This is a genomic window from Romboutsia ilealis, assembly GCF_900015215.1.
GTDB lineage: Bacteria > Bacillota > Clostridia > Peptostreptococcales > Peptostreptococcaceae > Romboutsia > Romboutsia ilealis.
In genome coordinates this window covers 2237997-2263212 of the sequence record NZ_LN555523.1, presented here as the reverse complement: position 1 = coordinate 2263212, position 25216 = coordinate 2237997, and the positions used below count along the sequence as shown (strand labels likewise).

The 25216-nt window shown below is 32.6% G+C and carries 14 protein-coding genes and 5 rRNA genes (1 of these 19 running past the window's edge); 17 read left to right on the top strand and 2 right to left on the bottom strand.

What is annotated here, in order from left to right:
* A 23S ribosomal RNA gene (locus CRIB_RS10635) occupies window positions 1-34 on the top strand; it begins 2056 nt to the left of the window's first position.
* A 13-nt stretch (window positions 35-47) separates the two neighbouring features.
* Window positions 48-164, top strand: a 5S ribosomal RNA gene (gene rrf, locus CRIB_RS10630).
* A 58-nt stretch (window positions 165-222) separates the two neighbouring features.
* Here the strand turns inward: rrf (CRIB_RS10630) and CRIB_RS10625 are convergent.
* The gene (locus CRIB_RS10625) at window positions 223-1197 is read right to left on the bottom strand and encodes an IS30 family transposase (protein ID WP_180702342.1); all 975 of its coding nucleotides are present in this window, start codon (window positions 1195-1197) and stop codon (window positions 223-225) included.
* 562 nt (window positions 1198-1759) lie between these two features.
* Here CRIB_RS10625 and CRIB_RS10620 point away from each other — a divergent pair.
* The 10 genes from CRIB_RS10620 (at window position 1760) to uxaC (ending at window position 15358) form a co-directional block, all read left to right on the top strand.
* Window positions 1760-3264: ribosomal RNA gene (locus CRIB_RS10620) — 16S ribosomal RNA — on the top strand.
* A gap of 223 nt (window positions 3265-3487) precedes the next feature.
* Window positions 3488-6385, top strand: a 23S ribosomal RNA gene (locus tag CRIB_RS10615).
* 136 nt (window positions 6386-6521) lie between these two features.
* Window positions 6522-6638: ribosomal RNA gene (gene rrf / locus CRIB_RS10610) — 5S ribosomal RNA — on the top strand.
* The 16S, 23S and 5S rRNA genes sit together here, the layout of an rRNA operon.
* Before the next feature lie 327 nt (window positions 6639-6965).
* Entirely contained in the window at window positions 6966-7652 is a 687-nt protein-coding gene (locus CRIB_RS10605; protein WP_180702341.1) for a GntR family transcriptional regulator, read from the top strand.
* Between the two features lie 928 nt (window positions 7653-8580).
* Window positions 8581-9978 carry an MFS transporter gene (locus tag CRIB_RS10600; protein ID WP_180702340.1) on the top strand — a complete coding sequence of 466 codons (1398 nt, stop codon included), beginning with the start codon at window positions 8581-8583 and terminating at the stop codon, window positions 9976-9978.
* A 194-nt stretch (window positions 9979-10172) separates the two neighbouring features.
* The gene (locus tag CRIB_RS10595; protein ID WP_180702339.1) at window positions 10173-11024 is read left to right on the top strand and encodes an SDR family oxidoreductase; all 852 of its coding nucleotides are present in this window, start codon (window positions 10173-10175) and stop codon (window positions 11022-11024) included.
* A 19-nt stretch (window positions 11025-11043) separates the two neighbouring features.
* Window positions 11044-11655 (top strand): bifunctional 4-hydroxy-2-oxoglutarate aldolase/2-dehydro-3-deoxy-phosphogluconate aldolase, encoded by a 612-nt coding sequence (locus CRIB_RS10590; RefSeq protein WP_243633525.1) that lies wholly within the window; start codon window positions 11044-11046, stop codon window positions 11653-11655.
* The gene (locus tag CRIB_RS10585) at window positions 11636-12667 is read left to right on the top strand and encodes a sugar kinase (protein ID WP_180702338.1); all 1032 of its coding nucleotides are present in this window, start codon (window positions 11636-11638) and stop codon (window positions 12665-12667) included. Before CRIB_RS10590 ends, CRIB_RS10585 begins: the two co-directional genes overlap by 20 nt.
* Window positions 12668-12704: 37 nt before the next feature.
* Window positions 12705-13805: a mannonate dehydratase gene (gene uxuA / locus CRIB_RS10580; protein ID WP_180702337.1), complete on the top strand. Its 1101-nt coding sequence runs from the start codon at window positions 12705-12707 to the stop codon at window positions 13803-13805.
* Window positions 13806-13912: 107 nt separating this feature from the next.
* A complete protein-coding gene (gene uxaC, locus CRIB_RS10575; RefSeq protein WP_243633522.1) occupies window positions 13913-15358 on the top strand; it encodes a glucuronate isomerase in 1446 nt (481 codons plus the stop codon).
* A 48-nt stretch (window positions 15359-15406) separates the two neighbouring features.
* Here the strand turns inward: uxaC and CRIB_RS10570 are convergent, their stop codons facing one another.
* A complete protein-coding gene (locus tag CRIB_RS10570) occupies window positions 15407-16618 on the bottom strand; it encodes a response regulator transcription factor (protein ID WP_180702336.1) in 1212 nt (403 codons plus the stop codon).
* Window positions 16619-16843: 225 nt separating this feature from the next.
* On the opposite strand from CRIB_RS10570, the gene CRIB_RS10565 reads away from it, so the two are divergent.
* The 5 genes from CRIB_RS10565 (at window position 16844) to CRIB_RS10545 (ending at window position 25206) form a co-directional block, all read left to right on the top strand.
* Window positions 16844-18565: a glycoside hydrolase family 3 protein gene (locus CRIB_RS10565; protein WP_180702335.1), complete on the top strand. Its 1722-nt coding sequence runs from the start codon at window positions 16844-16846 to the stop codon at window positions 18563-18565.
* 290 nt (window positions 18566-18855) lie between these two features.
* The gene (locus CRIB_RS10560) at window positions 18856-19695 is read left to right on the top strand and encodes an HAD family hydrolase (protein WP_180702334.1); all 840 of its coding nucleotides are present in this window, start codon (window positions 18856-18858) and stop codon (window positions 19693-19695) included.
* A gap of 103 nt (window positions 19696-19798) precedes the next feature.
* Window positions 19799-21595 (top strand): glycoside hydrolase family 3 protein, encoded by a 1797-nt coding sequence (locus CRIB_RS10555; protein ID WP_180702333.1) that lies wholly within the window; start codon window positions 19799-19801, stop codon window positions 21593-21595.
* A gap of 135 nt (window positions 21596-21730) precedes the next feature.
* Complete coding sequence (locus CRIB_RS10550; RefSeq protein WP_180702332.1) at window positions 21731-22528, top strand: HAD family hydrolase; 798 nt, start codon at window positions 21731-21733, stop codon at window positions 22526-22528.
* Between the two features lie 443 nt (window positions 22529-22971).
* Window positions 22972-25206: a DUF3553 domain-containing protein gene (locus CRIB_RS10545; protein WP_180702331.1), complete on the top strand. Its 2235-nt coding sequence runs from the start codon at window positions 22972-22974 to the stop codon at window positions 25204-25206.
* Window positions 25207-25216: the final 10 nt, after the last annotated feature.

The window sequence follows — 25216 nt, the reverse complement described above, 5'->3', positions numbered from 1 at the left end:
TTAAATGATATGCAGTTTTCAGAGTATTAACTCTAAATTAAAGATTATGTGGTTATTATAGCAAAGAGGATACACCTGTTCCCATACCGAACACAGAAGTTAAGCTCTTTAGCGGCAATGGTACTTGGCGGGCGACCGCCTGGGAGAGTAGCACGTAGCCACGTAATCTTTTTTTTATTTCCTGAATTGTCAATTTAAATCAGACAAATTACTTATGAATCATTAAGCAACTGGAAGTAAGCTTTCAAATTCAGTTGCTTCTTTTATAACCTCATTTGGTGTTTTATAGTTTAGTGATTTTTTAGGTATAGAATTCCATTTATAGGCAATCATATTTAATTCTTCTTGAGAATATACAGATAAATCTGTAGACTTAGGTAAATCCTTTCTAACTATTCCATTTGAATTCTCATTTAGACATCTTTGACCTGGTGATCCAGAGTCTCCAAAGTAAATTTCAATATTAACTGAACTATCTTTTTCTATGTCTGACCATTTTGAAAACTCTTTACCTATATCAAATGTAATAGTAGATATACATGAATTATGTAAAGATGATAGCCATTTGCAAATTGCTTCTTTAACATCATCACTCTTTCTACTTGCTTTAAGTAATACAATATATTTTGAATACTTTTCTACTAAAGTAACTATAGCTAATTTTCTAGCTTTTCCTACAATAGTATCTCCCTCAAAATGGCCATATTCTATACTAGTTTTAGCATTAGGATACTTTTCATCTATTCCATGAATTGTTTTACATGTATTAATTTTACATCTTATTTCGTTATGACCCTTCGGGTTATTTTTACCCTTACGTCTCAACTTATTTATATCTATTACACCTTGTTTTGCTAATTTATATAATGTTTTTGTTGATATTTTTTCATCTTTTCCATCTATTTTATCTCTTCCTGCGATAGCATCTAAAGACCAATCATTTTCTAGCTTATTATTGATATCATTTAATTTTTCTTTGCTTAATACAATGGGCTTTTTTCCACATCTAGATTTATTTATTAGGTATTGATTATATATTTCTTGAACAGTAAGTCCTTGCATAAATAACTTGTAATACCTGTAAACTTTATCTTTTCCAATTTTCATTCTTTGAGCGCAAGCTCTTGCATTCACACCTAAATAGTAATTTGCTTCTAGATTTGTTAGCTGATTTATGTTAATATGATTAAAAGACATTTTTGATACTCCTTTTGTTGATTTTAGTAGGTTAACTAAGTGTATCATAAGTGTCTTTTTTAGTTAATATATTTGTCTGATTTAATTATACAATTCAGGAATGTAGTATTTTAATTAAAACATATATAATAAAATTAATTAGTGCAATGGTTTAATTTAAGTATTAAAAAAAAAATAAATAAGTAACAATAAATGTGAAAAATGTGGATAATTATTATTGAATTAGTATATAGATTATTTGTAGCATGTATATAATGTGGATAAAAATAAAATAAGTTGTGAATAAGTTAAAAAATAAAGTAATAATAAAAAAATATTAATAAAAAAGTGTTGACGATATAAAAATGAGATGGTATAGTTATACTTGTCCTTAAGAAAAGGGCAAACACGAAAGAAAAAACAACTTAAAAAAATAGGTTGACAAAGAAAGACAACTTTGGTAAACTTAAGAAGTTGTGAAAATGAACTTTGAAAATTAAACAGTAGGTTAATTTATAGAATTGAAACTAAACAAACCAAGCCAGATATTCAGATAATGATTAGTCTGAGCAGGTAACAACTTTTATTTGAGAGTTTGATCCTGGCTCAGGATGAACGCTGGCGGCGTGCCTAACACATGCAAGTCGAGCGATTTACTTCGGTAAAGAGCGGCGGACGGGTGAGTAACGCGTGGGTAACCTGCCCTGTACACACGGATAACATACCGAAAGGTATGCTAATACGAGATAAAATACTTTTATCGCATGGTAGAAGTATCAAAGCTTTTGCGGTACAGGATGGACCCGCGTCTGATTAGCTAGTTGGTAAGGTAACGGCTTACCAAGGCGACGATCAGTAGCCGACCTGAGAGGGTGATCGGCCACATTGGAACTGAGACACGGTCCAAACTCCTACGGGAGGCAGCAGTGGGGAATATTGCACAATGGGCGAAAGCCTGATGCAGCAACGCCGCGTGAGCGATGAAGGCCTTCGGGTCGTAAAGCTCTGTCCTCAAGGAAGATAATGACGGTACTTGAGGAGGAAGCCCCGGCTAACTACGTGCCAGCAGCCGCGGTAATACGTAGGGGGCTAGCGTTATCCGGAATTACTGGGCGTAAAGGGTGCGTAGGTGGTTTCTTAAGTCAGAGGTGAAAGGCTACGGCTCAACCGTAGTAAGCCTTTGAAACTGGGAAACTTGAGTGCAGGAGAGGAGAGTGGAATTCCTAGTGTAGCGGTGAAATGCGTAGATATTAGGAGGAACACCAGTTGCGAAGGCGGCTCTCTGGACTGTAACTGACACTGAGGCACGAAAGCGTGGGGAGCAAACAGGATTAGATACCCTGGTAGTCCACGCCGTAAACGATGAGTACTAGCTGTCGGAGGTTACCCCCTTCGGTGGCGCAGCTAACGCATTAAGTACTCCGCCTGGGAAGTACGCTCGCAAGAGTGAAACTCAAAGGAATTGACGGGGACCCGCACAAGTAGCGGAGCATGTGGTTTAATTCGAAGCAACGCGAAGAACCTTACCTAAGCTTGACATCCTTTTGACCGATGCCTAATAGCATCTTTCCCTTCGGGGACAGAAGTGACAGGTGGTGCATGGTTGTCGTCAGCTCGTGTCGTGAGATGTTGGGTTAAGTCCCGCAACGAGCGCAACCCTTGCCTTTAGTTGCCAGCATTAAGTTGGGTACTCTAGAGGGACTGCCAGGGATAACCTGGAGGAAGGTGGGGATGACGTCAAATCATCATGCCCCTTATGCTTAGGGCTACACACGTGCTACAATGGGTGGTACAGAGGGCAGCCAAGTCGTGAGGCGGAGCTAATCCCTTAAAGCCATTCTCAGTTCGGATTGTAGGCTGAAACTCGCCTACATGAAGCTGGAGTTACTAGTAATCGCAGATCAGAATGCTGCGGTGAATGCGTTCCCGGGTCTTGTACACACCGCCCGTCACACCACGGAAGTTGGGGGCGCCCGAAGCCACTTAGCTAACCCTTTTGGGAAGCGAGTGTCGAAGGTGAAATCAATAACTGGGGTGAAGTCGTAACAAGGTAGCCGTATCGGAAGGTGCGGCTGGATCACCTCCTTTCTAAGGAGAATTACCTACTGTTTAATTTTGAGAGTTTATTAAAAACTTTCAAAAAGAGGGCGAAGCCCAAAATAAGTACTTTGAGCACCTAGGCACGAACGAATGCGAGTGGAAGGTAGCGAAGTGCGTTAGCACTTTGAAAACTGCATAACATTTAGTGATATGACATCATTTTAAACATATATAGACAAGAAAAGTCTTTAAAATTACACTTTTAATAACTGGTCAAGTTATTAAGGGTGCAGGGCGGATGCCTTGGCACTAGGAGCCGATGAAGGACGTGATAAGCTGCGATAAGCTTCGGGGAGTTGCACGTAAACTTTGATCCGAAGATTTCCGAATGAGGAAACTCACTTAGAGTAATGTCTAAGTATCGTTAAGTGAATACATAGCTTAGCGAGGGGAACCCGGGGAACTGAAACATCTAAGTACCCGGAGGAAGAGAAAGAAATTCGATTCCGTAAGTAGCGGCGAGCGAACGCGGAACAGGCCAAACCAATGAAGTTTACTTCGTTGGGGTTGCGGACATACAACATGGATGTAATATCGTAAATGAAGAGAGTTGGAAAGCTCCGCCATAGAAGGTAATAGCCCTGTAGTTGAAACGAGAAAGCTACTAGTATGATCCAGAGTACCACGGGACACGTGAAACCCTGTGGGAAGCAGGAGGGACCATCCTCCAAGCCTAAATACTACCTAGTGACCGATAGCGCATAGTACCGTGAGGGAAAGGTGAAAAGAACCCCGGGAGGGGAGTGAAATAGAACCTGAAACCCTGCACTTACAAGCTGTGGGAGCACATTACTTGTGTGACCGCGTACTTTTTGTAGAACGGGCCAACGAGTTACGTTAAGTAGCAAGGTTAAGCACTTAAGGTGTGGAGCCGTAGCGAAAGCGAGTCTTAAATGGGCGATCAAGTTACTTGGCGTAGACCCGAAACCGGGCGACCTATCCATGAGCAGGTTGAAGCGAAAGTAAAATTTCGTGGAGGACCGAACCCACGAGCGTTGAAAAGCTCGGGGATGACTTGTGGATAGCGGTGAAATTCCAATCGAGCCCGGAGATAGCTGGTTCTCCCCGAAATAGCTTTAGGGCTAGCCTCAAGCGTAGAGAAACGGAGGTAGAGCACTGAATGTCCTAGGGGGTATTGCACTTACCGAAGACTATCAAACTCCGAATGCCGTTTTCTTTTACTTGGGAGTCAGACTGTGGGTGATAAGATTCATAGTCAAAAGGGCAACAGCCCAGATCGTCAGCTAAGGTCCCTAAATGTACGTTAAGTGGTAAAGGATGTGGGATTGCACAGACAACCAGGATGTTGGCTTAGAAGCAGCCACTCATTTAAAGAGTGCGTAATAGCTCACTGGTCGAGTGATCCTGCGCCGAAAATTTCCGGGGCTAAAACGTACTACCGAAGCTACGGCATCAATTATGATGGGTAGGGGAGCTTCGTATGCAGGCTGAAGCATGACCGTAAGGACATGTGGACAGTATACGAGTGAGAATGTTGGCATGAGTAGCGAGACGTGGGTGAGAATCCTACGGGCCGTAAACCCAAGGTTTCCAGGGGAAGGTTCGTCCGCCCTGGGTTAGTCGGGACCTAAGCCGAGGCCGAAAGGCGTAGGTGATGGACAACAGGTTGATATTCCTGTACCGCCAATAAGCGTTTGAGAGATGGAGTGACACAGTAGGATAAGCTAACCGTACTGTTGGTTATGTACGGCTAAGCATTGAGGCAGTCTAAATAGGCAAATCCGTTTAGACAATGCTAGGATGTGATGGGGAAGCCCTTCGGGGCGAAGTAGCTGATTTCACACTGTCAAGAAAAGCTTCTATCGAGTTTAAAGGCGCCCGTACCGTAAACCGACACAGGTGGGTGAGGAGAGTATCCTAAGGCCAGCGAGAGAACTATTGTTAAGGAACTCGGCAAAATGACCCCGTAACTTAGGGAGAAGGGGTGCCTGTCTATGACAGGCCGCAGAGAATAGGCCCAAGCGACTGTTTACCAAAAACACAGGTTTCTGCTAAGTCGCAAGACGATGTATAGGAGCTGACGCCTGCCCGGTGCTGGAAGGTTAAGGGGATCTGTTAGAGCAATCGAAGCAGTGAACTTAAGCCCCAGTAAACGGCGGCCGTAACTATAACGGTCCTAAGGTAGCGAAATTCCTTGTCGGGTAAGTTCCGACCCGCACGAAAGGCGTAACGATTTGGGCACTGTCTCAACAATAGACTCGGTGAAATTGTAATCCCGGTGAAGATGCCGGGTACCTGCGACAGGACGGAAAGACCCCATGGAGCTTTACTGTAGCTTGACGTTGGGTCTTGGTACTACATGTACAGGATAGGTGGGAGACTAAGAAGCATGGACGCCAGTCTGTGTGGAGTCAACCTTGGGATACCACCCTTGTAGTACTGGGATCCTAACCATAGGCCTTGAATCAGGTCTTGGAACACCGTCAGGTGGGCAGTTTGACTGGGGCGGTCGCCTCCTAAAAAGTAACGGAGGCGCTCAAAGGTTTCCTCAGCACGGTCGGAAATCGTGCGAAGAGTGTAAAGGCAAAAGGAAGCTTGATTGCAAGACATACAGGTCGAGCAAGGACGAAAGTCGGACTTAGTGATCCGGTGGTACCGCATGGAAGGGCCATCGCTCAACGGATAAAAGCTACCCTGGGGATAACAGGCTTATCTCCCCCAAGAGTCCACATCGACGGGGAGGTTTGGCACCTCGATGTCGGCTCATCACATCCTGGGGCTGTAGTAGGTCCCAAGGGTTGGGCTGTTCGCCCATTAAAGTGGTACGCGAGCTGGGTTCAGAACGTCGTGAGACAGTTCGGTCCCTATCCGTCGCAGGCGTAGGAAATTTGAGAAGACCTGTCCTTAGTACGAGAGGACCGGGATGGACGTACCTCTGGTGTACCAGTTGTTCTGCCAAGGGCATGGCTGGGTAGCTATGTACGGAATGGATAAGCGCTGAAAGCATCTAAGCGCGAAGCCAACTTCAAGATAAGATTTCCCACCGTAAGGGTAAGACCCCAGGAAGACTACCTGGTTGATAGGTCGAAGGTGTAAGTGCAGTAATGTATTTAGCTTATCGATACTAATAGGTCGAGGACTTGACCAAAATAAACCTAAAGGTTTATATCGCCAAGTAAATCATTATTAAAATATTAATAAGGAAGATTTTGGTTGCTAAAATAAAATGATGAATATGTAAATGATATGCAGTTTTCAGAGTATTAACTCTAAATTAAAGATTATGTGGTTATTATAGCAAAGAGGATACACCTGTTCCCATACCGAACACAGAAGTTAAGCTCTTTAGCGGCGATGGTACTTGGTGGGCGACCGCCTGGGAGAGTAGCACGTAGCCACGTAATCTTTTTTTATTGCTTTAAATTTTATCGTAGGTTTTGGTATTTAATTATGATAATATTAGAATTACTTTAAAGTATAATAGAATAAAATACCTTATTAAATTAAGTTTAATAGGGTATTTTTTATACATAAGAAAATTATAATATGAATATATTTGCATATCTATAGTTCAAGTTTTTATATAGGAATTTTATAATATTAGATAAATACATCTAATATATAATAGATTGCTTTAAATTTATCAATATAAAGGATATTATAGAAGACATAGTTTTAATTATATTATTGTATGTGAACGTTGTTTAAGTTAATATAGGAGGAATGGAATGATATTTTACGAGAAGAAACAAAAAGAAACAGGAAAGGAATATGCATATAGAGTATTAAAAGGCAATATAATGTCTTTAGAATTAAAACCAGGGGAATTACTAAGTGAATCGGATTTATCAGAAAAACTAAATATATCCCGAACACCTATAAGGGAAATAATAATGATATTAAAGGGTGAACATTTAATTGAGGTTAAACCACAAGCAGGTACATATGTATCATTGATAGATAGAGAGCTTATAGATGAAGCTATATTTATGAGGAAACTATTAGAAAAGGGAGTTTTAGAGGAAGCCTGTATTGAATTTTCTGAAGAGATGTTTATGGAGTTAGAAAAAAACTTATTTGCACAAAAATTAGTTTTAAATAAAGATTGTCAAGAAAATGAGTTTCATAATTTAGATAAAGAATTTCATAGATTAATATTTATAGGATGTAACAAAATTAATATTTGGGAAAGTATCATGAAAATAAGTACTCACTATAATAGAATGAGATTATTATCTGAAAGGAAAATAGATAAAGCACTAATAGTAAAGCAGCATGAAGAAATGTTATCTATAATTAAAAATAAAGAGTTAAATAAAATTGATGAATATATAGAAAAGCATATAGTTGGACCTTCTAAGGAATGGAATAAACTAATAAATGACAATGAAGAAATAAGACGGTATTTAAAATAATATTAAAATTTATATGAAAATATCTGTTTAAATTGAATAAATCATTTGTAAGATAATAAAGAAAGTAACCTCCTTTTAAAACATATTAGATGTATGATTTTAAAGGAGGTTATTTTTACGCTTAAGAAAATTATAGTTAGAAAAAAATGTGCATAACCTATGAATATAAGTATTATCAATAACCTTATAGACGTAAAAATGACATTTTGAAATACTTCGCCAACGCAGTGGCTCAAGCAACCGATATATCCGTAGCGGTAGCAAGGATATATTGTTGGCGAAATGAGCGAAGCGAATTTTTATGAGAATAAGAGTATATTATTATAATTATAGCAATAGAACTTAATAATAAACGTACGTAATATATCTCAAATCAATACTTATCTTAGAACTCATAAAATAGATATTGATTAAAATTACAAATTTTTATAAGTTAGACTACTATAATAAAAATATAATCAAAATAAAACTACTTTCTTATATAATATACAGGAAAATGATAGTATAGGCTGGTTTAGTTTTTAACTCAATTTTATAAAAAGAATAAAAGATATATTAAAATAATAATGAAAAAGTAAATTCAAAAAAATACAGAAAAACATAAAAAATTACAAGAAAACGGTTGTGAAAGTATGATAAGTATGTTAGTATACTAGTAGAGGTTTTTGCAACATAGATAGATAAAAAAATAACAAATAAAAGTGAAAATTTCTAGTTGTAAAAGTTTAGGATATGGATTACATAATATATACAATAGATGCAGTTATAAATTTATAATTAATAATAAAAATATAATATAGTTATGATTCATTATAAAGTAGTGGAATTAATAATATATTTATTTAAATTTTGAAATCTTAGTATACTAGTATATAAAATGTAATCATATAGAAAAAGGGACAGTAAAATATATTTAAGGAGAGGGAACATGGACATAGCAAACAAAGAAGTTTTAGAATCAAGTAAAGTAAAACCTTTTGGAATGCAGGACAAAGTTGGATACATGTTAGGGGATTTTGGTAACAGTTTATTATTCAACTTCATAGGAAGTTACTTATTAGTATTTTACACGGATGCATTTGGAATAAGTGCAGCTGCAGTTGGTACTCTTATGGCAGTATCAAGAGTATGGGATGCTATAAATGACCCGATGATGGGAGTTATAGTAGATAAAAGAAAAAGAACAAAAGATGGTAAGTTTAGACCTTACTTGAAGTATATGGGTATACCATTAGGAATATTTACAATATTAACATTCTTAGTAATACCTAATATGCCAGAAAATATGAAACTACCTTATGCATATATAACGTACATAGGATTTGGTATGGCATATACTTCTATAAATATCCCTTACGGATCATTAGCATCGGTTTTAACTAATGACCCTGTTGAAAGAACAAGTTTATCTACTTTTAGAAACTTAGCGGTAGCATTTTCACAAATAATTCTTATGGTTTTAACACCTAAGTTAGTATTTGATGCTTCAGGTGCTGTTTCAGTAAAAGGATTCGTTATAGTATCAGTATTGTATGCAATAATAGCTAATATAGCTTATAGATGTTGTTACTCAATGACAACTGAAAGAGTTATTGTTGAAGTTAAAGAAGATGCTCCAAAAGTAAGTTTAGGGGAAACTTTAAAAACTTTATGTAAAAATAGAGCTTTAATAGGGTTAATATTAAGCTCATTAGGTACTTTAACAGCAATGTTTATACCAAATGCTTTAAATGCTTATTTGTTTAAAGATTATTTTGGAACTCCAGGACTATTAAGTATAGCTGGATTAGTTGGTATGATTGGTACATTTATAGTATTGCCTTTTACGACTAAATTAGTTGCTAAATTTGGTAAGAAAAATGTTGCTACTTATAGTAGTATAATATGTATAATTTCTTATACTATATTAGTATTCTTCCCAAGTAAAAATCCATGGATATATATAGGATTAAATTTAATATCTGGAATAGGTGTAGCATTCTACAACATGCTAATATGGGCATTAGTTGGTGATGTTATGGATTACCAAGAATATTTAAGTGGACAAAGAGAAGATGGTACAGTTTATGCTGCTTATTCATTATCTAGAAAGTTAGTTCAAGCTATAGTAGGAAGTATAGGTGGATTTGCGCTTGCTGCAATAGGATACCAATCAGGTGCAGCTACTCAAGCTCCTGAAGTTGCAGAAAACATAAGAACTATAATAACTGTAGTACCTTTAATAGGATTTGTATTTGGTGCTGTATGTCTTAAGTTCGTATACAATTTAAGCAATAAAACATTAAATGAAGTAAATGAAGAATTAGAGAGAAGAAGAGCTCAATAATTTTTATAAATAAAAAGGGGGTTATCATATGATAACTCCTTTTTACATGTAATGGTGTCTATGAAATCGTTTATTTAAAATGTTTTTTTAAAAAAAATGTAATAAAAACAATAGGAAAAGGTTGCAATATTAATTACGGTGTGCTAGTATACAAGTATAGATATTAATACGTAATATTGGGAGGCAAAATAATTATGAAATTACCATTTAATGTTGATTTAAAAAATAAAGTTGCAGTAGTAACAGGTGGATCTGGAATACTATGTGGAGCTATGGCAGAAGCATTAGCTGCATGTGGTGCAAAAGTTGCAATACTTGCATTAGGACAAGAAGGTTGTGACGCTAAAGCAGAGCAAATAAAAGCTGCTGGAGGAACTGCAATCGGAATAAATACTAACGTTTTAGATAAAGAGAGCATAAAAAGAGCTCATGAAATAATATTAAAAGAATTTGGTCCATGTGACATATTAATAAATGGAGCTGGTGGAAACCATCCAAAGGGAACAACAACTAACGAATATTTCTTACCAGAAGATTTAAACAATGAAGAACTAATAACATTCTTTGACTTAGATCAAGAAGGTGTAAACTTCGTATTCAATTTAAATTTCTTAGGAACATTACTTCCATCACAAGAATTTGCTAAAGATATGATAAATAAAGAAGGTGCAACAATAATAAACATATCTTCAATGAATGCTTATACACCACTTACAAAAATACCTGCATACTCAGGAGCAAAAGCTGCAGTAACTAACTTTACTCAATGGTTAGCTGTTCATATGTCAAAAGTAGGTATAAGAGTGAATGCTATGGCACCAGGATTCTTCATAACAGCTCAAAATGAGAAGTTATTATTCAATGAAGATGGAAGTCCAACTCCAAGAAGTGAAAAAATATTAAATAGCACTCCAATGGGAAGATTCGGAGAAGCTGAAGAGTTAATAGGAACATTATTATACTTAGTAAGTAATGAGGCTTCAGGATTTGTAAATGGTGTTTGCATACCTATTGATGGAGCATTCTCAGCATATTCAGGAGTTTAATATTTAGGGGGAATATATTATGCTAAATAAAATAAAAAATGAAGGTGTAGTAGCAGTAATTAGAGCTAAAGACCATGAAGAAGCTTTAGGATATATAAATGCTTGTTTAAATGGTGGAGTAAAAGCAATCGAACTTACATATACAATACCAAATGTAGTAGAACTTATAAAGCATGTTAGTGAAAATTATAAGGATGCATTAGTAGGTGTAGGAAGTGTATTAAATGGAAAGATGGCTAAAGATGCAATAGAAGCAGGTGCTGCTTATGTTGTAAGTCCAGGTTTTTCAGATGAAGTAAATACTGTATGTCAAGAAATGAATACATTATATTTACCAGGATGTATGACAGTAACTGAAGTTATGAATGCGTTAGAAAAAGGAAACAAAATGGTTAAATTATTCCCAGGTGAAGTATTTGGACCTAAGTACGTTAAAGCAGTAAAAGCACCAATACCTCACGTTGAAATCATGCCAACAGGTGGTGTTTCTATAGACAATGTAGAAGAATGGTTTAAGATGGGAGTATCTTGCGTAGGAGTAGGAAGCTCACTTTTAGGTGCTGGAAGTTTAGAGGATATAGAAAACTTAGCAAAGGAATTTAAAAATAAAATTGCAAAAATTAGAGGTTAATAATGGAAGTAAGGTATTAGGCTTTGGAGAAATTATGTTAAGACTTACTCCTACTAATTTCCAAAGAGTAATACAAGCCGAATCTTTTGAGGCAACATATGCTGGAGGAGAAGCCAATGTTATTTGTAGTTTAAGTATGTTCGGACATGATACAAAAATGATTACTAAATTACCGGAAAATGTATTAGGGGATAAGGTAATAAGAGCTATGAATTCCTTTGGAGTCGACACAAAAGATATGGTTAGAGGAAAAGGAAGATTAGGAATATACTTCTTAGAACAAGGACATGGTGTTAGAAATTCAGATGTAACATATGATAGAGAATATTCAGCGATATCAATGGCTACTAAAGAAGATTTTGACTTAGATAAAATATTAGATAATGTTAAATTAATACATATATCTGGTGTAACACCAGCATTAAGTAAAAATTTATATGATATTTCTATAGATTTTATAAAAGCAGCTAAAGAAAGAGGAATACTAGTATCTTATGATTCAAATTATAGATCAAAATTATGGTCTTTAGAAGAAGCTAGAAGTTTTATGTTAGAAGTACTTCCTTATGTGGATATAGCTTTCTTAGGTATATTAGATTTTATAAATATTTTAGAGTATAAGCCACAAGAAGAAAAAAATTATGAGGCTAAATTAGCTGATTTTTATAAAGAATTATTTGAAAAATATCCAAATATAAAATATGCTGCTTCTACTAAAAGAATTGTGAACTCAGTAAATAACAATTCTTTACAGGGGTTCTTATTTAATAATGAAATATTACATACATCTAGAATTCATACTTTTGACATACTAGATAGAGTAGGTGGAGGAGATTCATTTACAGCTGGAATATTACACGGGATATTAAATAATATGGAAAGTAGTCAAACAGTTGAGTTTGCTACATGCGCAAGTGCACTAAAGCACAGTATTAGAGGAGATATAAACATGGTTGATTTAAAACAAGTTGAAACTCTTATGAACTGTGGCATAGAAAATATAAATAGATAAAAATATTAGAATTAATATAAAATTGGGAGGGAAAACCATGGAAATGACATTTAGATGGTATGGACAAGATGACCCTGTTAAAATAGAGTACATACGTCAAATACCAGGAATGAAGGGGATAGTAACGGCTATCTATGATATACCAGTAGGAGAAGTTTGGCCATTAGAAAAAATAATGGAATTAAAAGAATCTGTAGAAAAACATGGATTAGAGTTATCTGTAATAGAAAGTGTACCAGTACACGAAGATATAAAATTAGGATTACCAACTAGAGATAAGTACATAGCAAACTACTGTGAAACTATAAGAAACTTAAGTAAAGCAGGAATAAAAACTATATGCTACAACTTCATGCCAGTATTTGACTGGACAAGATCTGATCTTGAATATGAATTAGAAGATGGATCAACTTGTTTAATATATGATGAAGCTACTGTTGCTAAAATGGATCCAGCTTTAGGTGAATTAGAGTTACCAGGATGGGATACTTCATATGGTGAAGGTGGATTAGGAGCTTTACTAGATCAATATAAAGATATAGATGAAGAAAAATTATGGGCTAACTTAGAATACTTTATAAAAGGTATAATGCCAACTGCTGAAGAGGAAGAAGTTAAAATGGCTATACATCCGGATGATCCACCATGGGGAATATTTGGATTACCAAGAATAATAACTAACTTTGAAAACTTAGATAGATTCTTAAACTTATACGATAGTCACTACAATGGAGTAACTTTATGTACAGGTTCTTTAGGATGTACTAAGACTAATGATGTAGTTAAAATGATAAAACACTTCGGTGGTGAAAGAAATAGAATACACTTTGCTCACTTAAGAAACGTATTAATAACAGGAGATAGTAGTTTCAACGAAGTAGCTCACTTATCTGAAGCAGGATCATTAGATTTCCATGCTATAGTAAAAGCTTACTTAGACTATAACTTCGATGGACCATACAGACCAGACCACGGTAGAATGATATGGGGAGAAACTGGTAGACCAGGGTATGGATTATATGATAGAGCATTAGGTGCTGTATATGTAAATGGATTAAAAGAAGCTATATTAAAAGAAAATTCATTAAAAAGCGAATGTGAAGAAAGTTTACTTGAAGGAGCTTCAGTTCAAGGTTAATTAAAAGTAAATAATAAATCATTATAAATATAACTAAAGCTCTTGTATAAACAAGAGCTTTTAGTATAAAAGATTAGAAAATATTATTTTGGAGAGGAGTAATTGAGATGGAAAAATTTATGGATGCAGATGCTGCAGTAGGAGTAATAGAGAAGAAAAAATTTATGGATGATAATTTTTTATTATCAACAGATACAGCAGTAACTTTATATCATGATTATGCTAAAGAAATGCCAATATGTGACTACCACTGCCACTTAAACCCAAAGGAAATAGCTGAGGACAAGAGATACAATAACATAACTGAGATATGGTTAGGTGGGGACCACTATAAGTGGAGAACAATGAGAAGTTTTGGTATAGAAGAAAAGTACATAACTGGAGATGCTACTGATTATGAGAAATTTGAAGCATTTGCAAAAGTTATGCCATACTTAATAGGAAACCCAATGTATCATTGGTCTCACTTAGAACTTAAAAGATACTTTGGAATAGAAGAAACTTTATCTCCAAAAACTTGTAAATCTATATGGGATAGATGTAATGAAATAATAAATGGTGAAGGTTTCAGTGCTAGGGCAATGATAAAAAACTCTAATGTTAAATACATAGGTACAACTGATGACCCAATAGATAACTTAGAATACCATATAGCAATAGCTAAGGATGAAAGCTTTGATTGCGAAGTTAGACCAAGTTTTAGACCAGATAAGGTTGTAAAAATACATGGAGAAGACTTTGTTGGATATATAGGTAAATTAGGAGAAGTTGAAAATACAGAAATAAAAGATTATGCAACTTTATTAACCGTATTAGAAAAAAGATTAGACTTCTTCGTTGAAAATGGATGTAACATAACAGACCATTCTTTAGAGAGAGTTTACTTTAGAAATGCAACAGAAGAAGAAGTAGATGCTATATTCAAAAAAGCTTTATCAGGAGAAACTTTAACTATAGAAGAAATAGAGAAGTACTCTACATTAACAATGATAAGCTTAGGAAGAATGTATAGCAAGCGTAAAATGGTAATGCAATTACATATAGGTGCATTAAGAAATAACAACACTAGAATGTTCAAAAAATTAGGAGCAGATGTAGGATTTGATAGTATAGATGATGGAGAAGTTGCAACTAGCTTATCTAGATTATTAGATTCATTAGATATAACTGATGAACTTCCAAAAACTATATTATACTGCTTAAATCCAAAGGATAATGAAGTATTAGGAACAATGCTAGGAAACTTCCAAGGTGGAGGCATAGCTGGGAAAATACAATTTGGTTCTGGATGGTGGTTTAACGATCAAAAGGACGGAATGGAAAGACAAATGATGGCTCTATCTCAATTAGGACTTATAAGTCAATTTGTAGGTATGCTTACTGACTCTAGAAGCTTCTTATCTTATACAAGACATGAGTACTTCAGAAGAATCTTATGTAACTACATAGGTGGATTAGTAGAAAATGGTGAATATCCAGCTGATATGGAAATATTAGGTGAAATAATACAAAATATATGTTACAACAATATAGACAAGTATTTACAAAAATAGATAATTATAAACTAAAGGCTACTTTAAATTTTAAAGTGGCCTTTAGTTTTAAGTATTGTTTTTTCTATATTGCGATGGTGTTTTATTCATATACTTTTTAAATAATCTAGAAAAATAATTATAATCAGATATTCCAACCATTTGACTTATCTGATGAATAGGTAAGTTACGATCTTTTAAAAGACAGGTTGATTGTTTAATTCTTTGAGTATTGATATATTCCACTATAGAGGAATTAACTTCTTTTTTAAATAGGCGAGCTAAATAAGTTGGGGATACATAAAATAAATCAGCTAAATCTTTTACACATAAGTCATTATTTAAATTTAAATTAATATGATTTATAGCTTTTTTTACTAAAGGTGAATAATACTTTAATTTATGGTCACTGATAGTATCACAATAATCAACAATCATATTAAATATCAAATTATATAGCTCATTAAAATCATTTGATAATTCTATTTTATCTAAATTAGTATTATATAAGCTTTGTAAATGCACAGTAGAAATTCCTTCTAATTCACCTGCTTTTTTTAATAAAGTATTGTAGTAAATAAGTTTGTTTTTATAATCTCTAATATTAACAAAATCATTTGAATTAATGTTTGTTTGAGGTAATAATTTATCAAAACATTTAGAAGCAAAAAGTTTATCTCCTTGTCTTATAGCAAAAAATAATTTATATTCTGTAGCTGAAATTTTTTCTAAATAGTCTGATTCTATAAATGAAATTAATTCGCGATGAGTTTTACTTTCTTTAGATTTTAAATTAAATAAATTATTTTTTTCTATAAATTTAAATTTACAGTTTTTAGTATAAATATTTTTTAATATTATCTTAACTATATTAGATATTTTATGCTTATTTAATATTGGTAAATCCTTATGATAGTTTTTTAATGCGTTAATCTCATCTAAAGTCAAATCATATTGATTATATTCAGATAAAAGATCTTTATAATCTGCTATAAGTAGATAGGGTCCTAATAATATATAGTTTTTATTAATTTCATCTAAACAAACTACAACATAATTAGCAAATATAGAATCTGTAATAGAGTAGATATTTTGTTCTTTAGTAGTAATAATAAAATCAATAAAATTATTAAAATAATCTTTATTTATAGTAAGTAAAGAAGGTAAATATTTTTCTATTTCTTTTAAATTATTTTTAATATCCTCTATATAAAATAGTGGCAAATCTAATGTAATATCTAACATATCTTTTAATAAATTTATGGTTTTTTCATTTGTCATATGGATACCTCGAAAAATTTATTTATTATACTATAATGTTATCAAATTTATATGTAATATAATATATATTATTTTATTAATACTAGTATTTTAATATGATAATGTGTTATTTTGTGCTAATAATATACAGAAATATGCTAACTTATAAAGAATATATATTGTATAATTATTATCGAGGAATACGAATTCCTAGGGTATATAACAATAAAGTAAGGGGGATTTAAAATGAAAATAGATTTAAAATCAAAACCATTTTATTTATCAGATGAAGATATAAAATGGGTAGAAGATACTTTAGCGGGATTAACTTTAGATGAAAAAATAGGCCAAGTTTTCGTAGATATGCTATGGAACAACACTGAAGAAGAAATAAAAGAACGTATAGCAAAATATGGAATGAGTGGATTTAGATATAATAATATGCCAGCAGCAGATCTTCACCGTCAAAATGCTGTGATACAAGATAATAGCAAAATACCAGCATTAATAGCTGCAAATATAGAAGCAGGTGGAGATGGTGGAGTAGGTGGTGGAACACACTTTGGATATCACGTTGCAATAGGTGCTACACAAGATAAAGAAAATGCATACAAAATGGGATACTATGGTTGTAAAGAAGCTGCAGCTATAGGATGTAACTGGACTTTTGCTCCGATAGTTGATATAAACAAAAACTGGAGAAGTAGTGTTGTATATAACAGATGTTTCTCAAGTGATGCTGAACAAGTTCTTGAAATGTCAAAAGAATATTTAAGAGGTGCAAAAGATGCAGGCCTTGCAAGTTGTATGAAGCACTTCCCAGGTGATGGATTAGATGAAAGAGATCAGCATGTTGTCACTACGGATAATTTAATGTCTTGTGAAGAATGGGATAGAGAGTTTGGAAAAGTATACAAAGGTATGATAGATGCAGGTGTAGAATCTGTAATGATAGGTCATATAAGACTTCCAGAATATCAAAGAAAATTAAAGCCAGGTATAAAAGATAATGAAATAATGCCTGCTACAATAGCTCCAGAATTATTACAAGGATTATTAAGAGAGCAATTAGGATTTAATGGATTAATAATAACTGATGCAACTCATATGGTTGGATTAACATCTATGATAAGAAGAGAAGATATGATACCAACTACTATAGCAGCTGGTTGTGATATGATATTATACTACAGAGATAAAGATGAAGATACACAAGCTTTAAAAACTGGTCTTGAAAAAGGTATACTAACTATGGAAAGATTAGACGAAGCTGTTACTCGTATATTAGCATTTAAAGCTATGTTAAAATTACATACTAAAAAGGCTAATGGAACATTAATACCTCCAGCAGAAGGATTATCAGTAGTTGGATGTGAAGAACATAAAGAAGTCGCTAAAGATATAATGGATAAAGCTATAACTTTAGTTAAAAATACTAAAAATCAATTACCGATAACACCACAAACTCATAAGAGAATAATGCTTTATACTATAGAGAATGGTGGATTTACTCCTAATAAAATGGATAAGGCTACATTACAAGATAGAGTAAAAGCAGAACTTGAAGCACAAGGATTTGAAGTTGATGTATTTGATAATGAAGCTGGGTTAAATGGTAAGCAATTACTAGCATCTACTCCAGTAAAAGAATTCGTAAGTAAATATGATGCAGTAATGTTATTTATTAGTGTTACAGGATTCTCTACAAGTAATGTAAGAAGAATAACATGGAATTTACCGATGGGACCAGAAATACCTTGGTATGTAACAGAATTACCAACAGTGTGTGTATCTGTTCATAATCCATTCCATCTAATAGATGTGCCAATGGTACCAACTTATATAAACTCTTATTCTGATAATGATGAAGCAATACATCAAGTAATACAAAAAATAATGGGTAAATCTGAATTTAAAGGTGTAAGTCCAGTAGATGCATTCTGTGGAGCATGGGATACTCGTTTATAATAAAATAAAATTTATTAAGAAATATATTATTTAATAAAAATAAAAAGGATGTTTAAAATTATTTTGAACACCTTTTTTTATTTACTATAATTTTACAATATTTTGAATGTTAAATGTTTAGTTGATATATTACTCAAGTGAATTAAATTTTTTATATAAATTTATTTTATTTTTAATGATATAATTTTGTCAAAAAAAAAGGAAAATGATTGCTTTTTTTAAAAGAAGTATGTTAGTATACTAATATAAAAGAGAAAAAATATTATTAACAACTAATGGAGGAATATATTATGAGTAACGTTTTTGAGCAATATGAAAAAAAGAATGAATTTTTAGTATGTGTAGACTCTGATGGTTGTGCAATGGACACTATGGAAATAAAACATAGAAGATGCTTTGCTCCAGAGATGATAAAAACTTGGAATTTAACAGAAAGAGAAGATTATATATTAAATCTTTGGTATGACCTAAATCTTTATACAAAAACTAGAGGGATAAATAGATTTAAGGGATTAGCTGAGACATTTAAAATAATAAGCAAAGAAGGCGTAGAAATAGAAGATTTAGATAGCATATTAAACTGGGTTGAAACTACTAATGAGTTATCTAATAATTCGTTATTAAGAGAAATAGAAAAGACTGATAGTAAAGGTTTAAAGATGACACATGAGTGGTCTTTAAATGTAAATAAGTCAATAGAAGAATTACCAAAAGGTGATGAACCATTTGAAGGTGTTTCTGAAGGACTAGAAGCATTATCTAAGAAAGTAGACGTTGCGGTTGTATCATCTGCTAATGGAGAAGCTTTAAATGATGAATGGGGAAGACATGATTATATAAAATTCTTAACTGCATTACTTGGACAAGAAGCAGGAACTAAGCAACACTGTATAGCTGAGCTTAAGAAAAAAGGATATGATACTGATAATGTATTAATGGTTGGTGATGCACCTGGAGATTTACAAGCTGCTCAAAAGAATGATGTAAGATACTATCCAATATTAGTAGGAAAAGAAAAATTTTCTTGGGATAGATTAGTAAATGAAGCGGTTCCTAAGTTAATGAATGGAACTTTTGATGAAGAATATCAAAATAAACTTATAAAAGAATTTAATGATTCATTAAAGTAAAACAACGCTTTATAACATGTCTAAGAAATTTTATTGATTATTAGACATGATTTTATATATAAACTAATATAAAATATATTAAAAAATAGGGGAGTTAATTGATATGGTAAACTTAAAAGCAAAACCTTATAACCTTGATGAGCAAGGAATAAAATGGGTAGAAGAAACTATAGCAAACATGACTATAGAAGAAAAAATAGGACAACTTTTCGTAAACATGGGAGCTAGCCGTGATGAAGAATATTTAAAAGAGATGGTAAATAACTACCACATAGGTGCAGTTAGATACAATCCAGCTACAGCTTCAGAAGTATACGATCAAAATAAAATACTTCAAGAAAACTCTAAAATACCTCTATTAATAGCTGCTAACACTGAAGCAGGTGGTAATGGTGCTTGTGTAGATGGTACATATGTAGGATATGAAGTAAAAATAGGTTCTACAAATGATAAAAAATATGCTTATGAAATGGGTAGAGTATCAGGAGTTGAAGCATCTGCAATAGGATGTAACTGGTCATTTGCTCCAATAGTTGATATAAACAGAAACTGGAGAAATCCAATAATATCTAATAGATGCTGGTCAGGAGATGCTGACATGGTATTAGAATACTCTTTAGAGTACATGAGAGGTATAATGGAAAGTGGAATAGCTCCAGCTGCTAAACACTTCCCTGGAGATGGTATAGATGAGAGAGACCAACACTTATCGTTTGCTCCAAACTGGTTATCATGTGAAGAGTGGGATGCTACATTTGGAAAAGTATATGGAGGATTATTTGAAGCTGGACTTCCATCAATAATGGCAGGACATATAGCTTTACCAGAGTATGTAAAATACTTCAATCCAGAAGCTACTACTGAAGAATTATATATGCCAGCTACATTAAGTAAGTATATATTAACTGACTTATTAAGAGGTAAAATGAATTTCAACGGATTAGTTGTAACAGATGCATCTCACATGGTAGCTATGACTTCAGCTATGAAGAGAAGTGAAATGTTACCAACAGCTATAGCTGCAGGTTCAGATATATTCTTATTCTTCAATGATCCAGATGAAGATTTCGGATACATGATGGATGGATACAAAAACGGAATAATAACTGATGAAAGATTAAATGAAGCTTTAACTAGAATATTAGGAACTAAAGCTGCTTTAGGGCTTCATAAAAAAGCTAAAACTGAAATAATGATGCCTAAAGAAGAAGCAATGGCTAAAATAGGTTTACCAGAAAATAAAGCTATAGCTGCTGAAGTTGCTGATAAAGGTATAGTTTTAGTTAAGAATACTGAAGATATATTCCCAATATCACCAGAAAAACACAAGAGAGTTTTACTTGTTGATGTAAAAGGTACTGAAGGTGGATTTGGTGCATTAATAGGTGCTCAAGGACCTAAGCCATCTCAAGTAATGAAAGAAATGTTAGAGAAGGAAGGATTTGAAGTTTCTATATGGGAATCACCAGCTGATAAGATAATGAAACTTCCACCAGAAGAAAGAATGGCTGCTATAGGAAATATATATGCTCAAAAGAGACCTATAACAGACTTAACAGATAATTATGATTTAATAATAAACTTAGCAATAGTTAATCCAAATACTGACCAAAGAATACAATGGCCAGCAAGTAAAGGTACTCCAGATATACCATTCTATGTAAATGAAGTACCAACAATATTTATATCATTACAATGCCCATTCCACTTAGCGGATGTACCTCAAGTTAAGACTTATATAAATGCTTATGATAACAAAGATTTTACTTTAAGTTCATTAGTTGATAAAATGCTAGGAAGATCAGAGTTTAAAGGTGTAAGTTCAGTAGATGCATTCTGTGGATTAGGAGATACTAAATATGGAATATCTGCTCAACTTAGCAGTTGTGCTGTAAACTAAGATATAGATAAACTTGATGAATAAACGGTAAATATATAAATAGTTTACCGTTTATTTTTTATGTTTGAAAGTAAGTATATATACTTTAAAGGTATAATCATAGATTAATAAAAGATACATAATAGGAGTTAAAAAATGAAAAAAGCAATTTTTTTAGATATAGATGGAACATTAATAGATTGTATGGGTGGAATAAAAGATATTACTCCTAATGTAAAAAAGGCAATAAAAAAAGTTCAAGAAAAAGGAGACTATGTTTTTATATCTACAGGAAGACCTTTTGCACTTTTAGATGAAAAGATATTAAATTTTGGATTTGATGGATTTATTTTATCAAACGGGGCACATGTAATAATAAATAATGAAACTATTTATAGTGAACCTATAGAAAAAGAATTTATTAAAAATATAGTTACACAACTTGAAAATAACAACATACAGTATATACTTCAAGGAGAGCTATATTCATATATGAAAGAAAGTTGTAAGGATTTTTATAAGTATTATGATGAAATAGGTGTTAATAGAACGTATTTTAAAGATGAGTTTAATATTGAAGAAATTGACGTTCATAAATTTGAAATGCTATGTCCAAATGATGAAATTAAAGAACTATGCTTATCATTGATCAAAATTAACCCAGAATGTGATTATTTTAGTAGTGTAAATAAAAGTGCTGTTGAAGTATATTTAAAGAAAAATACTAAGGGAAGTGCAATATTGAAAGCTATAGATTTTTTAGACATTAAAATAGAAAACACTTATGCTTTCGGTGATGGTAAAAATGATATTGAGATGCTATCAACTGTAGGATGTGGAATAGCTATGGGGAATGCTAGTGATGAGGTTAAAAAATATTCAAATAAAATAACAGACACAGTTCAAAATGATGGAGTAGCAAAAGGCATAGAACAGTATGTTTATACGAATTAATATATTAAGTAAAAATATGAAAAAAATATCTTATATAATGTACTTTATGCCAAATAGATTATTAATAGAGTTTTATTATAAAATTTGATTTTTATTATATAATTCAGAAAGAACTTGATGTTATTGTTACTGTAACAAATAATAAATCTAGCAAGTGTATTATTTATAAAATACTTGGATAAGTTTTTGATGCTAACGTGAATATAAAGTATTGTAGTTGTATTGAGAAATTCATCATATACATAAAAAGGCAAAGAGATAAAGTTTTACTCTATGCCTTTTTTAAATTATAATAAGTTATATACTAATTTGTAATATTAAAAGTTAGATAGTTTTAGAGTTACTTTATATTGGCTAAAATTAAAATATTACTTAGCCTTAAGATTTGAAGAAAAATATTATTTAGATTAAAATAGATATATATCATTATTAGGAGGACGAAGATGAATTTAGATACGTTAAATCCTGCCCAAAGAGAAGCTGTAGAAAAAACAGAGGGGCCTGTACTTATATTAGCGGGAGCAGGTTCTGGTAAAACAAGAGTGTTAACAACAAGAATAGGGCATCTTATAGAAGATAAAGGTGTACAGCCTGCAAATATATTAGCTATAACATTTACTAATAAAGCAGCAAATGAAATGAGAGAGAGAGTAGAAGAAACATTAGAATCAGATGCAAGTGATATGTGGATAAGTACATTCCACTCTTGTTGTGTACGTATACTTAGAAAAGATATAAATAGAATCGGATACAATAGAAGTTTTGTTATATATGATAGCGCGGATCAGGTTACATTAGTAAAAGACTGTTTAAAAGAATTAAATTTAAATGATAAAGTATTTGAACCAAAAATGATAATAAGTACTATATCAGGTGCTAAGGATAAGTTATATGATCCTAAACAATTTAAGGCGATGCACATGAATGATAATAGAATGAGTAAGATAGCAGATGTATATGCACTATATCAAGATCGTTTAAAGAGAAATAGTGCATTAGATTTTGATGATTTAATATTTAAAACAGTTGAACTTTTAAAAAGCGATAAAGAAGTCCTAGACTATTATAGAAATAGATTTAAGTATATAATGGTCGATGAGTATCAAGATACAAGCAAAGCACAATATGAATTAATCAAGATACTAGCTAGAGAGCATCAAAATATATGCGTTGTTGGAGATGATGACCAAAGTATATATGGTTGGAGAGGTGCTGATATAAGAAATATACTTGAATTTGAAAAGGATTATGATGATGTTCATGTAGTTAAGCTTGAACAAAACTATAGATCAACTCAAATTATATTAGATGCAGCTAATACGGTTATATCTAATAATATAGAAAGAAAAAGAAAAAGACTTTGGAGTGAGAAAAAAGATGGAGAGCTTATCAAGATACAAGTAGCTCAAGATGAAATAGAAGAATCAGATTTTGTTGCAGATATGATAGCTAAAATATCAAGAGAGCAAAATAGATCCTACAAAGATTTTGCAGTACTTTACAGAGCTAATGCACAATCTCGTTCTGTAGAAGATGCATTAAACAGAAGTCAAATACCGTATAATATATATGGAGGAACAAAATTCTATGAAAGAAAAGAAATAAAGGATTTAATAGCATATTTAAGAGTTATACAAAATCCACAAGATGATATATCTATAAAAAGGATAATAAATGTTCCAAGAAGAGGTATAGGACTTAGAACTATAGAAAAAATAGAAGACAGAGCGAATTTAAAGCAAGAAAGTATATATTCTGTACTTATAGATATAGAAACAAATTCAGATATTTCAACAAAAGCTAGAAATAGTATAAGTGAATTTGTTGATAATGTAATAGGAACATTAAGAACAATGAGGGAAGTGTATCCCGTTAGTAAATTAATAGAAAAGGTAATAGAATCTATAGATTATTACGGATATATAGATGAATTATATAAAGGTAATAAAGAAGAAGCAGAAGAAAGAAAAGATAATGTAAAAGAGTTTATATCAGTAGCTATGGAGTTTGAACAAATTAGTGAAGAAAAGGATCTAGAAACATTCTTAACCGGTGTCGCATTAACATCTGAATCAAGTGAAGAAGAGGAAATAGATAAAGTTTCACTTATGACAATTCATACATCAAAGGGATTAGAGTTCCCGGTAGTATTTATAGTTGGTATGGAAGATGGATTATTCCCAATAGCAAGAGCTGTAAGATCTATGAATGATTCAGAAATAGAAGAAGAGAGAAGGCTATGCTATGTTGGTATAACAAGAGCTAAGGAGATTTTATATCTTACATTAACTCAAAAAAGAACATTATATGGAAAAACGAATCCATCGATTGCATCTAGATTTATGGAAGAGTTACCTAAAGAATGTATAGAAAGATTAAATTCTGCAGAAAAAGAATTATCATATTCAAAAGCAAGTTATAATGTATTGGATAAATATAAACAGAAATATATGAATACTATAAATAAGACTGCAGTTGCAAAGCAAGTTAATGCAACTATTAAGGACAAGGAAAAAGAAACTAATATAGACGACATAAAACCAGGTGCAAGAGTACATCACCCTAAGTTTGGAGTAGGAACAGTAGTTGGAATGATGGGTACAGATGTTACTATAGCCTTTGAACAACAGGGGATAAAAAAGATAAACAAAGAATATACAACTTTAGATGTATTGTAAAATATAAAAG